This window comes from Klebsiella sp. CB_Kp196 (assembly GCF_040061575.1).
GTDB lineage: Bacteria > Pseudomonadota > Gammaproteobacteria > Enterobacterales > Enterobacteriaceae > Klebsiella > Klebsiella michiganensis.
This window is the reverse complement of the sequence record NZ_JBEAFH010000050.1, coordinates 42,304-56,202: the sequence shown is the minus strand read 5'-3', so window position 1 is coordinate 56,202 and position 13,899 is coordinate 42,304. Positions and strand designations below refer to the sequence as shown.

Annotated in this window: 12 protein-coding genes; 6 read left to right on the top strand and 6 right to left on the bottom strand. The window is 54.1% G+C overall.

Features of this window, described 5'->3' with window-relative positions; all coding sequences use genetic code 11:
- Window positions 1-72: 72 nt before the first annotated feature.
- Window positions 73-1,437: a tRNA uridine-5-carboxymethylaminomethyl(34) synthesis GTPase MnmE gene (gene mnmE, locus ABLU87_RS16940; RefSeq protein ID WP_025107558.1), complete on the top strand. Its 1,365-nt coding sequence runs from the start codon at window positions 73-75 to the stop codon at window positions 1,435-1,437.
- 298 nt (window positions 1,438-1,735) lie between these two features.
- Here mnmE and ABLU87_RS16935 read toward each other — a convergent pair whose 3' ends face one another.
- The 5 genes from ABLU87_RS16935 to ABLU87_RS16915 form a co-directional block, all read right to left on the bottom strand.
- Window positions 1,736-2,236: a fimbrial protein gene (locus ABLU87_RS16935; RefSeq protein WP_025107557.1), complete on the bottom strand. Its 501-nt coding sequence runs from the start codon at window positions 2,234-2,236 to the stop codon at window positions 1,736-1,738.
- 11 nt (window positions 2,237-2,247) lie between these two features.
- The gene (locus tag ABLU87_RS16930) at window positions 2,248-3,117 is read right to left on the bottom strand and encodes a fimbrial protein (RefSeq protein ID WP_183129317.1); all 870 of its coding nucleotides are present in this window, start codon (window positions 3,115-3,117) and stop codon (window positions 2,248-2,250) included.
- Between the two features lie 189 nt (window positions 3,118-3,306).
- On the bottom strand, window positions 3,307-5,907 hold the full coding sequence (locus tag ABLU87_RS16925) for a fimbria/pilus outer membrane usher protein (RefSeq protein ID WP_122116940.1): 2,601 nt from the start codon (window positions 5,905-5,907) through the stop codon (window positions 3,307-3,309).
- 2 nt (window positions 5,908-5,909) lie between these two features.
- Complete coding sequence (locus tag ABLU87_RS16920; RefSeq protein ID WP_032751796.1) at window positions 5,910-6,617, bottom strand: molecular chaperone; 708 nt, start codon at window positions 6,615-6,617, stop codon at window positions 5,910-5,912.
- 76 nt (window positions 6,618-6,693) lie between these two features.
- Window positions 6,694-7,236, bottom strand: coding sequence for a fimbrial protein (locus ABLU87_RS16915; RefSeq protein WP_025107553.1), 543 nt, complete (start codon window positions 7,234-7,236; stop codon window positions 6,694-6,696).
- A 925-nt stretch (window positions 7,237-8,161) separates the two neighbouring features.
- Between ABLU87_RS16915 and ABLU87_RS16910 the strand changes: the two genes are divergently transcribed.
- The 5 genes from ABLU87_RS16910 to ABLU87_RS16890 all read left to right on the top strand — a co-directional run bounded on the left by ABLU87_RS16910 (window position 8,162) and on the right by ABLU87_RS16890 (window position 12,349).
- Window positions 8,162-8,569, top strand: coding sequence for a GNAT family N-acetyltransferase (locus tag ABLU87_RS16910; protein ID WP_048262966.1), 408 nt, complete (start codon window positions 8,162-8,164; stop codon window positions 8,567-8,569).
- A 179-nt stretch (window positions 8,570-8,748) separates the two neighbouring features.
- On the top strand, window positions 8,749-9,933 hold the full coding sequence (locus tag ABLU87_RS16905) for an MFS transporter (protein WP_025107551.1): 1,185 nt from the start codon (window positions 8,749-8,751) through the stop codon (window positions 9,931-9,933).
- Window positions 9,902-10,861 (top strand): HTH-type transcriptional regulator YidZ, encoded by a 960-nt coding sequence (gene yidZ / locus ABLU87_RS16900; protein ID WP_025107550.1) that lies wholly within the window; start codon window positions 9,902-9,904, stop codon window positions 10,859-10,861. Before ABLU87_RS16905 ends, yidZ begins: the two co-directional genes overlap by 32 nt.
- A 146-nt stretch (window positions 10,862-11,007) precedes the next feature.
- Window positions 11,008-11,745 (top strand): hypothetical protein, encoded by a 738-nt coding sequence (locus ABLU87_RS16895; RefSeq protein WP_122116941.1) that lies wholly within the window; start codon window positions 11,008-11,010, stop codon window positions 11,743-11,745.
- Between the two features lie 37 nt (window positions 11,746-11,782).
- A complete protein-coding gene (locus tag ABLU87_RS16890; protein ID WP_004855733.1) occupies window positions 11,783-12,349 on the top strand; it encodes an NADPH-dependent FMN reductase in 567 nt (188 codons plus the stop codon).
- Between the two features lie 48 nt (window positions 12,350-12,397).
- Here the strand turns inward: ABLU87_RS16890 and adeP are convergent, their stop codons facing one another.
- Window positions 12,398-13,735, bottom strand: a complete 1,338-nt coding sequence (gene adeP, locus ABLU87_RS16885; RefSeq protein WP_014839859.1) for an adenine permease AdeP — start codon at window positions 13,733-13,735, stop codon at window positions 12,398-12,400.
- Between the last annotated feature and the right edge of the window lie 164 nt (window positions 13,736-13,899).

The following is a 13,899-nucleotide window of genomic DNA, read 5'->3' as shown; positions in this document are numbered from 1 at the left end:
ATCTACGGTAAAGTTAATGCCAGAGAAGGCGGTCAATAGACCGCCTTTTTTACATCTACATAGAGAGTCACCATGAGCCATAACGACACTATCGTCGCCCAGGCAACCCCACCGGGACGCGGTGGTGTGGGCATTCTGCGCATCTCTGGCCTGAAGGCGCGCGACGTTGCGCAGGCGGTGCTGGGCAAGCTGCCGAAGCCGCGCTATGCCGACTACCTGCCGTTTAAAGACAGCGACGGCAGCGCGCTGGATCAGGGGATTGCGCTGTGGTTCCCCGGCCCGAACTCCTTTACCGGCGAAGACGTGCTGGAGCTTCAGGGCCACGGCGGCCCCGTTATCCTCGACCTGCTTCTGAAACGCATTCTGACGCTGCCGGGCGTGCGCATCGCCAGGCCCGGCGAGTTCTCCGAGCGCGCGTTTTTAAACGACAAGCTCGACCTGGCACAGGCAGAAGCCATTGCCGACCTGATCGACGCCAGCTCCGAGCAGGCGGCGCGTTCTGCGCTGAATTCGCTGCAGGGCGCATTCTCCACTCGCGTAAACCATCTTGTGGAAGCGCTGACGCACCTGCGCATCTACGTGGAAGCGGCCATTGATTTCCCGGACGAGGAGATCGACTTCCTCTCCGATGGCAAAATCGAAGCCCAGCTAAACGACGTTATCGCCGATCTTGACGCCGTGCGCGCCGAAGCGCGCCAGGGTAGCCTGCTGCGCGAAGGGATGAAGGTCGTCATTGCCGGGCGGCCGAACGCCGGGAAATCAAGCCTGCTGAACGCGCTGGCGGGCCGGGAGGCGGCTATAGTCACCGATATTGCCGGTACCACCCGCGACGTGCTGCGGGAGCATATCCATATCGACGGTATGCCGCTGCACATCATTGATACCGCCGGCCTGCGCGATGCGAACGATGAGGTCGAACGTATCGGCATCGAACGCGCCTGGCAGGAGATTGAACAAGCCGATCGCGTGCTGTTTATGGTCGATGGTACCACCACCGATGCGACCGATCCGGCAGATATCTGGCCAGATTTTATCGCCCGTCTACCGAAAAACCTGCCGATTACCGTGGTGCGCAACAAGGCGGATATCACCGGCGAAACGCTGGGGCTGAGCGAAGTGAATGACCACTCACTTGTACGCCTTTCGGCGCGTACCGGCGAAGGCGTAGACGTGCTGCGTAATCATCTCAAGCAGAGCATGGGCTTTGAAACCAATATGGAAGGCGGCTTTCTGGCGCGCCGCCGCCATTTGCAGGCGCTGTCCGACGCCGCAGAGCATCTTCAGCAGGGTAAAGCGCAGCTACTGGGCGCCTGGGCTGGCGAGCTGCTGGCGGAAGAGCTGCGCCTGGCCCAGCAGAGCCTGAGCGAAATCACCGGCGAGTTTACCTCCGACGACCTGCTGGGACGCATTTTCTCAAGTTTCTGTATTGGTAAATAAGTTCAGTATGTGAGCATTGACCAACCCGCACTAACTGATTGTTAATATGGGTTTTTATTGTTTGTACTGGCGCGTAGTCGTGCGGGACCATCCGCGATTTTGTATTCTGAATTAAAAACGCTGTGTCATTGTTCACTTTTTACGCTAAAAATCACATCAAATGTTTAGCGGCAAGCAAAAGAACTCACGAACTGCACCTGCATAAATCATATCGAGATTTCATTACTGACCGCCTGCAGTCTGATGAAAGCACAGCGCGATAACCTGACAGGGCAGAAAAATATCTACCCTGTCATTTTCATTCATATGAGAGGGTATAAGTCGCCGTCGCATTCACCGTTCCGGGAACCACATCGCCTGTTCTGTAGAATCTGGCGCCAAGAGTAATCACTTCGCTGGTCTGTGAATTTTCGATAATTGTCCAGGAACTCCCGAGTGGGACAGGCCTGTTGTTATTGTTGGGCTCCAGTAATTGCGTACCGACCCCCTCCGCGGTACCGGTATTTACCATGACCGTGTTATTGTCACTTACGCTGGTGCCGTCAATCTGTATTATTACTTTCGTACCGCTGATACAACTTAGCGGGATATTGAGTCCAACCTGATTAGCCGTTGAACCCACAGAAGGTAAATCCGCCCGGTCAACCGTACCCAAAGAAAGCGTGAAATCTGTAGCGCCATCTACTGTGCAGGATTGAGCCGTCAAATTTCCCGTAATATGAATATTGCCTCCGTCAGCCTCAGCCAGTGACGCTATAGCTAGCAGTAACAAAGGGAGAAAAAATAAACGCAGAAACATATTCATTCTCCTTAATCATAGTCAAGCGTGTAGGTGGCGCTGGCGTCAACGGAGCCCGGGGTTAAGTCGCCCGTGCGAATATAACGCGCGGCGAGCGGTATTTTTGCCGTCGTCCCTGAACTGGTAATCGGCGACCAGCGGTAATTCAGATTGACCGGGTGATTACCGCCGCCATGCAGATCCATCACCTGCACGGAAAGTCCTTTAGCGGTGCCATTATTCTTTAATATACTGGTATCACTGGTGCCAGGTTCCTGTGTGCCGCTAAGGGTAAAATAGACATTCGTTCCGGCAGTACAGCTCAGCGATATATCTTTTTCACTGCTCTCTCCCCAGGTGCTCCCGACCGAAGGCAGTTCGCTTTTTTGCACATCATCAAGCGTAAAACTCAGATCCGAGCCGCCGGAGAGGGTACAGCCGCTGGCCGACAACGTGCCAGTGAAATTAATATCGATATTTGCCGACCCCTGGTTGCCGTTCGCCTGACCGTAACCAACCTTTCCGGAGAGCGTACCGCCGCTTACCGAATCGGCGATTTTAATTAAATTAAGCTTTGGGGTAATCGACATATAAATCATCGCCCCCCAACCGATACTGTCATCGGTTAACAGCTTTATTGACGAGCCGCTGGTTATCCAGCCGTTGCCCGAGGCCCCTTTCGTATCCGACATGCTGGCGCCAAGCTGAACGCCAACGCCGGACAAATTGGTTTTAAAAGTCAGTCGGTCGTTATAGGTTCCCGCCGAAGCCAACGACGAATAGAGATAACCATAAAAGTATTTCTCTACCGTAAATGAGGATTCACATGACGCAAACTGAACCGAATCAAACGTTTTATCGCCGCCGGTAATCGATTGTCCAACGGCCAGATCCGGCGACACCGATATCGTTTTCAGATCAACGCTCGTTGAGGCAACACTCGAGTAACACTCTGAAGCCCAGACATTCAGCGATAGCGTGCAAGCGCATCCAGCCATTACCGCCTGGCGAAAAAACCGTGTGTTTGCCTCGCGCTGCCCTGTCAACGGCGGCCTGCATGTTGTTCTGTTTTTCATTTCACCACCTTTTCTCTACTGACATTGCGCATCAAGATTAATTACGCCAGTTTTTTCACCCTCTTGCGGCAGCTGATAATGGGCATGGCACTGCGCATTTTTTCCTTTGCCCCACTGTGCCAGGATGTCGCCCTGCTGCGGCATCCCGGTCAGATACACTGAACCGCCGTCGCTAACGATGCTGTTGACGCTGTCGTCCTCTGCCAGCGTGACGGTGGCGCCGAAAGGAACGTCCGTATTCGCGTGATGCAGATGCATCAACACCCTCGCGCCGATATGCGTTTTAAACCCCGCCAGTACAATCGCCCCTTCCGTCGGCACCACCTGCGCCGTGGAGCTATCGACTTCCGCATTGTCGGCCAGGGTGCTGGTATCAAGCCTTACCGTCGTGCGGCGATACGGCGTGAGATAAGGTACGATGGCATAACCGCGCCAGTCGGTGCTGACCCCGGTGCCGTTTTCCACGGTCACATCGCTGACCCCCGGCGAGCGCACCAGCGCCAGCGACTGGATATCCTCACTCAGCGACTGCGAAAAGGTGACGCCGTAAGGGTGCACCACCACTCCGCCCTGCACGCCATAGTTCACCTGCCTGCTGTCCGGATCGTAGTTGTAACCCATGTTCGCTTCGCCCGCGCGACCGGTATAATCGACGGATAGCGTGCCGTTATTGCCGGAATTTTCATGGTTACTGTAGCCTTCCATCACGCTATAGCTAAGGTTCGAATCCTTCAAAGCCGTACCGTACAAGCTGACCTGCTGGGTGGTGTCTCCGTGGCGGTTAGTGTTGAGGCTGTATCCGGCATAGGCTTTCGGCAGCCATTTACTCAGCGGGATACTGATATTCAACGCGCCCTGATGGTCGTCCTCTGTTCCCGGCATGCTGCTGAAGGTGTAGTTCAGGCCCAACGTCATGCCATCCCAGCTGGTGTCGTAGCCGAGGGACAGGTTTCGCTCATATCCACCTTCGTTCCAGTAATCCTGCTGGTAGCCGCTCGCATAAAGCGATCCCCAGCCCTCTGGTAGCGACTGACTGAGTGACAGCTGCCAGCGGGAACGTTTGTTATGGCTTAAGTCAAATTCATCCTGGTCGTTCAGATCGTCATCGTGAGAATCATTGACGATTAGATCCGCCGCATCCTGAAAGCTGTAGTAGCCCTTAGTGGAATAACGGTATGCCGCCAGCGTGATCGTTGAGCCGGTGCTGAGCATACTTTTTGAGTACTGGGCGCGTATGGACTGCCCCTCTTTGTGCTCGTCATTGCTCAAATCGGCCGAGGAATAGGCCCCGTCAAAGGAGATGGAGCCCAGTTCACCGAGGGTGAATCCCATCCCCAACAGCCCGTTCTGGTAGCTATCCGCCAGCTGCGTACCGCCGTATATCGTCATATCGTACGGTAGGCCGTAGATCAGCGTCATCTGGGCGAACTTCGGCTCCTGACCATCGCTGTTGCTGCGGTATTTACCGCCGGTGAAGTCATACTTAAGATGCCCTTCGCGCTGCATGATTGCCACGCTGGAGAACGGCTGGACGAAGCTGCGTTCGCTGCCGTCTGACTCTTTAATCGTTACCAGCAGGTCGCCGTTTGTGGAGTTTGGGTAGAGATCGTCGATCTTAAACGGCCCCGGCGGTACCTGCTTCTGGTAAATCACGCTATTATTCTGGCGAATGGTGACCGTCGCGTTGCTGGTTGCAATGCCATGTACCGTTGGCGCAAAGTTGTGCAGACTGTCAGGCAGCATGTCATCGTCTGAAGAAAGCTGGACGCCGCGGAACGTAAAACCGTCGTAAACATCGGAAGGAGTGGTCGCATCGCCCAGCGTTAACAGCCCCTGTACGGCTTGCACGTCGCGTTGTAAAAAGGTGTTGATGGAGCTCCAGTCGCTTTCGCTGCTCCCGCCGCTGCTAACGTCTTCGCCGCTTGTGGTGTCGTGATATTCCGGCGATTTGCTGTAGGTCCAGGTGCTGTAGTTTCGCAGCCGCCACGCGCCCAGGTTAATGCCGCTGTGCAGGTTCAGAAAATAGCTATCTTCCCTTCCAGAATCGTTCTCGTCGCGCCAGGTGTTTGAACCGTTAAAGTCATAGCCCAGCAGCAGCGCCGGCACTCCTTCATCCCACAGCGTCGGGCTGACGGAATCCTGCGCCGCGCTGTTGACGTCAGCCTGCGGTATGGTGAGATCCAGACGCATCTGGCTGTAATCGAGTCTGATCTGGCTATCCGGGACGGTTGCAGCCAGATCGTTGATACTGTTCTTGTTCCGCAGCGCATCGATATCACCAATCTTAATACCCCACTGCGCCAACAGCGCGGGGGTCACCACAGGCGTAAGCTGCCCATGTTTATCCTGCACAAAGTCCAGCGTTTGCGTGTCAACCTGCTCATGGTTCACATAAACGTCTACGTGGTAGCGACCCGGTAGCTGTGAACCGGGTTGGGAAAACTGGCTGAGATCAACGTTAAGTTTGGGTCCACTGGTCTCCAGCGCCGCCATATCGAACTCATCCTGAGCCAGCGCGCCCTGCGTTCCATACAGCGCTAAAATAATAATGCAGGCAAGCGGTTGTAATAAAAAAGCGCTGCTTTTGCCCGCTACGTCTATGGATGGTTGAGACATGATTACCCTTTCCCGTCCAGAACCAACGATCCTGCGCCATAATCATTGATATATTGCCAGGTGATTTTCCCGCCTGCCCCTGCCGGAATGGTGTAATCAGTCGAACCGTGCGGCGCGACCATGGTAAACGCCGTATCGACCACTTTGTCACCGACGTTCAGCTTAAAGAAGCTCAGATACCAGGGGGTTGGATTGGTGACGGTCAGCTTGTTGCCCGTCCTGTGAAAACCGATCGCCTCCATTGCCTCACTGGTGGGATCGGCAACGCCTTTGGGACGATAAAAAAGTTTGATTCGGTTTTTCAGCGAAAAGCGCAGCACGTTCTTGCCCTTATCCGCCGGATTGTTTGCCGGTATCGCCTTCACATCCAGCCAGTAAACGCTTTCCCGATCTGCCGGGAAATTCCCCCCTGTTCTGACAACGCGAATAGTATTTTCTGAACCAGCATCCAGTCGAAACAGCGGTGGCGTAACGGTAAAGGGCAGCGAACCGGTGGTACCAGGACGATCTCCTTTCGGGCCTTTGTCATCGACAAAACTTTGAATAAGGTAGGGAATCTGACCGTTAGCGCTGTTCATCACCTGAATGGACGCTTCCTTATCGCCGCCGTGATAAACCAGTCTCGTACCGCCGATAACGACCCCTGCGTGCGCAGATGTTACGGCGCACATCGCAGCCGCCAGCAGACCGTAAATAACTGACTTTCTCATGAACCGTTGCATCCTCTTTCCTAATCGTTTGAAAACAAGGGCCTCCGTGCCCTGGCGTTCTCCCTGATACGGAGGGTTACTGGTAGCTGATGGTGTAGTCAGCGTGAGAAACCAGCGTACCGGCAGTTGCGGTATCAGCCACAGCAACCATACGAGCGGTGAATGGAATATGTGCTTCGGTAGTGGTAGCGTCCGCCGTCAGGAAAGAGCTAACGTCGACAGCAGAAGACGGGCTGACTTTGGCTGCAGATGCGTCGTACAGCTGAACGCCAACATTAGTAGCCGCGCCGCTGTCGCTGGACTCATTTTTGAACGCCGTGTTCATAGAGCCATCGGCATTGCCAGTAAAAGTCACGCTTGCTGCGGTAACCGTATTCGGGCAAGCGGTGAGATCCAGCGTAAAGTTCGTTGCCGGACCGGTGTCGCCAGCTTTCGCCAGATCAACCGTGTTCACGGTACCCAGGTTCAGGGTTGGGTTTGTCTGATCGTTGATATCCACGGTGCAACTGTCGGCAGTAACGGTACCGACGAAGTTGATCGTTCCATCAACCGCATGAGCCACACCCATCCCTACGCTGAACAATGCTGCCACAGCAGTCATTACAAATTGCTTTTTCATTATTTAATCCTTAATAAAAATATAATCATTACTCATTCATTCTTTTAAAATAGAACCATACAACGGTTCATTCAGGGAAGAATGACCCCTAAATACATTATTTAAGATGACAAACAGCGGAGTAAAATATTGAAAAAGAAAGCCCATGGCGCATTTCAATCAGCACCCTAATGCTTACACGCCAACTTCCTTATGTAATATTAATCTGCAAAAGATTATGAAATAGAACCCCCAACCATCTCAACAGAATATTTCATCCATTATTGGACTTCGCTCAACACCCCGAAAAAAACATCAAAACCACCAAAACATTTATTAAAAAACAACAAGATACATAAAAGCACTCAACTATCATTTTACCCCCCCCCTGGTTATCCCAGTTCTAATATGTTCAGGTACTTGCTCGCTTTCTCTTAACGCACTACAAAATAACGCTTCACAACATTGCCTTTTTATACAGCCGAGCGTCGAGATTCCAGCATCGATCATGGCTGCTCTTTAAATAAAAAGTTGAATGCAGGCGGCTCTCAACCATCGCCTATTTATGGGGTCAGGATAAATGCAAAAAAAATATTATACGAGCCTCCAAAGCAGGGGTTCATAACACTCGGGGAGTCACTACTCGTATGCCATATGACGGTAGGTACTTGTGCCTTGAACAGCGCTTGCTCTGTTCCCGTAGGGGCGAGGTCTTAGGCCGAGTAACAAAGCCAACGCACATGCAACTTGAAGTATGATGGGCATAAACAGATAGTTGCGGAAAAAACACACCCTATCAGCAGGGCATCAGAAATGAGATTAAATAAAGCGTACTCACTCGCCTTAACATCCTGTTAAAGCGGGTTAATTATTTTCCTTTAGCGTCTTCACGGCGTATCGCTTTGTCTATTACCCTTATCGGTACTCCCACTTACCGGATACGACAATGATGGCTGATTACACGTTTATTGATACCGTCCCTTCGGCGGAAGATTTTTGTCGCCTGCGCGTCATATCAGGTATGTCGCCGCGCCCGCTGGAAGGCGCCCGCGCGGGTCTGCCGCGTAGCTGCTACGGCGTGCATGTCCTCTATGCGGACGTGCCCGTTGGTATGGGACGCATCGTCGGCGACGGCGCGCTGAACTTTGAAATCGTCGACGTCGCCGTGGACCCGGCCCATCAGGGAAAAGGTCTCGGTCGCCAGATCATGCAGAAAATCGTCTCCTGGCTGGATGAAAACGCGGTTAAAGGGGCATACGTCTCGCTGGTGGCGGATGTTCCCGAACTGTACGCCAAATTTGGGTTTTCCTGCGTCAGGCCAGAAAGTGAAGGTATGGCAAAGATCTGGAAATAATGCGGGACGCGATCGCTTGATTGGAAATATCAAAAAGCGATATAAAAACAAATAATTAAATTATCGCTGCACATCTTTCAACCGTTTTTCCTCCCAGGAAATCGTTGTTGTCCAAATGGCAACTCGTACTCCCGCACGAACCCCACTATTCTGTACCGCATTCTTATGCGAGGGGTTCTATGGCACGCTTTCTTATCTGCAGTTTTGCGCTGGTTCTGCTTTATCCATCCGGCATCGATATGTATCTGGTCGGTCTACCGCGCATTGCGCAGGATCTGGGGGCCAGTGAAGCGCAGCTGCATATCGCCTTTTCGGTTTATCTGGCGGGAATGGCCGCGGCGATGCTGTTTGCGGGTCGTATCGCCGATAAATCAGGGCGCAAGCCGGTGGCGATTTTCGGTGCCGTTGTCTTCATACTGGCCTCCCTTCTCTGCTCGCAGGCGCAGGTCAGCGCCCACTTCCTGGCTGGGCGTTTTATTCAGGGGATTGGCGCGGGCAGCTGCTACGTCGTCGCCTTTGCGGTGCTGCGCGATACCCTCGACGATCGCCGCCGGGCGAAGGTGCTTTCCCTCCTTAACGGTATCACCTGCATTATTCCGGTACTGGCGCCGGTACTCGGCCACCTGATTATGCTGAAATACCCGTGGCAGAGCCTGTTCTATACCATGACAGGCATGGGCGTTCTGGTGGGACTGCTCTCGGTCTTTATCTTGCGGGAAACGCGTCCCACAGCCGCGCCACATGCGGCGATGCAGCAAAATAATGTCCCCGAGTCGCTGCTTAACCGCTTTTTTCTCAGCCGAATTATCATAACCACCCTGAGCGTGACGGCTATCCTGACTTACGTTAACGTCTCCCCGGTGATCATGATGGAAGTGATGGGCTTCGATCGCGGCACCTATTCCATGGCGATGGCGCTAATGGCGCTTGTTAGCATGGTGGTGTCGTTCTCAACGCCGTTCGCTTTGACGCTATTTAAGCCCCGCACCCTGATGCTGACCTCGCAGGTGCTGTTCTTTATCGCCGGCGTGCTGCTGAGCCTCTCCACCAGCCAGACGATGACGATGCTGGGTCTGGGACTGATTTGCGCCGGGTTCTCCGCCGGCTTTGGCGTAGCAATGAGTCAGGCCCTTGGGCCATTCACCCTGCGCGCCGGCGTGGCGAGTTCTGTTTTGGGAATTGCTCAGGTCTGCGGCTCTTCACTGTGGATTTGGCTGGCGGCTATCATCGGACTCAGCGCGATGAATATGCTGATCGGGATACTTATTGCCTGTAGCATAGTGAGCATTGTTCTGATTATGGTCACCTCTCCGGCGCGGGCCGCGCAACGCTATGAAGAAACCCCTGTCGAGTCTCGATCTTAACCTGCTGCTGTGCCTGCAGCTCTTAACCCAGGAGCTCAGCGTCACCCGCACGGCGAAACGGATGAACGTTTCGCCGTCGGCAGTGAGTAAATCGCTGGCCAAACTGCGCGCCTGGTTTGACGATCCGCTGTTTGTCAAAACGCCTCTGGGGCTGTCACCCACGCCGCTGATGAGCAGTATGGAGCAGGATCTGGCGGACTGGATGCAGATGGGTAATCAGATCCTCGATAAGCCTCATCACACCATGCCGAGCGGGTTAAAGTTTGAGCTGGCGGCAGAGTCGCCGCTGCTGATGATCCTGCTGAATACGCTTTCACAGCGGATCTACCAGCGCTATCCGCAGGCGCTGATCCGCCTGCGTAACTGGGATTATGATTCGCTGGATGCGATTATTCGCGGTGAAGTCGACATCGGTTTTTGCGGCCGGGAAACCCATCCTCGCTCCCGTGAACAGCTCAGCCTGCTGCCCTGGTATATCGATTTTGAAATCCTGTTTACCGATCTCCCGCAGGTATGGCTGCGCGCCGATCATCCCGCGCTGAACGAGGAGTGGAATCTGGACACTTTCCTGCGTTATCCGCATATCAATATCTGTTGGGAACAAAGCGATACCTGGGCGCTGGATGATGTTCTGCACGATCTGGGGCATAAACGCACCGTGGCGTTGACCGTCCCGGGTTTTGAGCAGTCGCTGTTTATGGCGGCCCAGCCTCATCATACGATGTTGGCCACCGCCCCGCGCTATTGCCAGCGTTACAATCAACAGCACCATCTGCCGCTGGTTTCACTCCCGTTGCCGCTGGAGCCGTCCCAGCTGGAGAAAATACGCGTCCCCTTCACCCTCCTGTGGCATAAGCGCAACAGCTACAATCCGAAGATCGTCTGGCTGCGAGAAACGCTCAGGCAGCTCTATACTGAACCGCTCTAGCGTTGGATTAGCCCGTCTTGCGCAATAAATTGTAAAATTTATGCAATTTATTGCGCAAGGGGTGATTTCCGCATTAAAACCTGGCAATTCTGAGCGATAATATAATTCGCAATTTCTATCATTGACCATTAATCACGGAGCGACGAATGGCAACGCATTTTGCAAGAGGGATACTCAACACCCGGGAACCGCTATCAACACGCCTGTCAGCGGCCTGTCATCAATCCGCCTGCCGCCTGCCTGAGTACCGACAAAGCCGCTATCGCGCATCACGGTCACTCCTCGCAGAACTCCTCTTTATGCTGTACGGCATCAGCGAACTTCCTGAAATTATTGACGAAGAGAATGGAAAACCCGCTTTCCGCGACGAAAATCTCCCGCGTTTTTCCATCTCCTATGCCGGGAATATTGTCGGCGTCGCGTTATCCACCGAAGGTGATTGCGGCCTGGATATGGAATTACCGCACGCCTCCCGCAGTTTACATGCCTCGCCCGACACCGACCGCTACGTCTTTAACAGTAATGAGCGGGTATGGATTAGCAACCAGCACGATCCTGATGAAGCGCGCGCTCAGCTTGACGCACTCCGCAAAAGCGTCATGAAACTGACCGGTGAAAACGCCGTTAACCTCCAGCTTCTTCCGGGCTCCGGACGATTACGGACAAGCGGGACGCAGTCAATCGAAGCAGTATGCGATGCCGAAACGGTGCTGGTCTGGTCCATCGCCGCCAGTCCGGATATCGGCCAGCTGAAAGTCTGGGAATATAATGGTAAAGAGGGCTGGCGTAGCCTGCCCGACGCGCAGGCTCGCGCCAGAGAGCCGTCCGCCCGGCTGATGCGTTTCACCCATTTACCGGTAGAAAAAGCCTTCTCCCTCAACTGACCGGATAACCCGGCCATCATGATGCAAAGGAGCAATCATGTCTGATACGTTGAAAGTTGTTACGTTACTCGGAAGTCTGCGCAAAGGCTCTTTTAATGCCATGGTCGCGCGTACCCTCCCCGGCATCGCGCCCGCAGGAATGGCGGTTTCCGCGTTACCGTCCATTGGCGATATTCCTCTCTATGATGCCGACGTCCAGCAGGAAGAGGGATTCCCACAAAGCGTTCAGGATATCGCTCAGCAAATTCGCGAGGCTGATGGCGTGGTTATCGTTACACCGGAATACAACTACTCGGTGCCCGGCGGCCTGAAAAACGCCATCGACTGGCTATCTCGCCTGCCGGAACAGCCGCTGGCCGGTAAGCCGGTACTGATTCAAACCAGTTCGATGGGGGCTATTGGCGGTGCGCGCTGTCAGTATCACCTGCGTCAGATTCTGGTATTCCTCGACGCTATGGTGATGAATAAGCCCGAATTTATGGGCGGCGTGATTCAGAACAAAGTGGATCCGCAGGAGGGGAAAGTCGTCGATCAGAGCACGCTCGATCATCTGAGCGGACAGCTTAGCGCTTTTGCCGAATATATTCAGAGGGTTAAAGCCTGATAGACGCCGTCACACTCGCCAGAACGGCTGAGTGTGACGGCGCGGGTATTAATGCGCGTCGATAAACACAATCTTCAGCACAAACAGCAGCGAAACCACAATCACGCATGGGCTGAGGTCGCGCAGTCGACCGGTACCGATCTTCATTACGCAGTAAGAGATAAAGCCTAAGGCAATACCTTCCGTAATGGAGAAGCTAAACGGCATCATCACGGCGGTAATAAACGCCGGCACTGATTCGGTTAAATCATCCCACTTCACGCGCGCCAGGCTGGAGGTCATCAGGACGCCAACGTAAATCAGCGCGCCGGCTGCGGCATAGGCCGGGACCATACCCGCCAGCGGCGACAGGAAGATCACCAGCAGGAACAAGAGACCAACGACCACGGCGGTTAAGCCGGTACGTCCGCCTACGGAAACGCCCGAGGAAGATTCAATATAGGCGGTTACGGAAGAGGTGCCGATAAAGGAGCCCGCAACGGACGAGACGCTATCGACAAACAGCGCCTGCTTCATCCGCGGGAACTTACCCTGCGCATCGGCCAGACCAGCTTTATCGGTCACGCCGATCAGGGTACCGGAGGAGTCGAACAGGTTCACCAGCATAAACGAGAAGATCACGCCCGCCAGGCCGAGATTCAGCGAGCCTGCCAGGTCAACATGCCCAATGACCGTCGTGACGCTCGGCGGCATGGATACGATTCCGGTGTAGTGAACGTCGCCCAGCAGCCAGCCCAGCAGCGTGGTAACCACGATAGAAACCAGCACCGCGGCGTGGATGTTGCGGGAAGCCAGAATCGCAATAATAAAGAAGCCAAGAATGCCCAGCAGTACGCTGTGGGACGTCAGGTTGCCGATGCTCACCAGGGTTTCCGGGTTGGCGACGATCACGCCGGCGTTCTTCAGGCCCATCATACCGATGAACAGGCCAATACCGCTGGTGATACCGATACGCAGGCTAACCGGGATATTGGCGATCATCCAGTAGCGTACGCGGAAAATCGTCAACAGCAGCAGGCCAACCGCCCCCCAGAAAATCGCGCCCATCCCGACCTGCCACGGCAGGCCCATTGCCTGTACCACGACAAAAGCAAAGAAGGCGTTCAGTCCCATCGCCGGCGCCAGGGCCACCGGAAGGTTAGCGAACAGGCCCATCATGATGCTGCCGAACGCGGCGATCAGACAGGTTGTGACGAACACGGCGCTGGTATCCATACCCGCCACGCCGAGGATCTGTGGGTTAACAAAAACGATGTACACCATTGTCAGAAAAGTGGTGAAACCTGCAATCGCTTCGGTGCGTGCCGTCGTGCCGTGTTCACGTAGTTTGAACACGCGCTCCAGCAGACCCGGGCCAGATGACTGGCTGGTTTGTTGTTGACTCATTATCGGTTTCCGAACAAAGGAGGGAAAATTCGTCGCTATCCTATACCAAAATGCGACAATAAGGGCGGTTGTGAGATACTTTTTTTCATCGATTTTGCTTATACGGCAACGATTGCGTCTCACTAATCAGCAAGACGAAAACGTTAACTTATTAAAATGGAAAC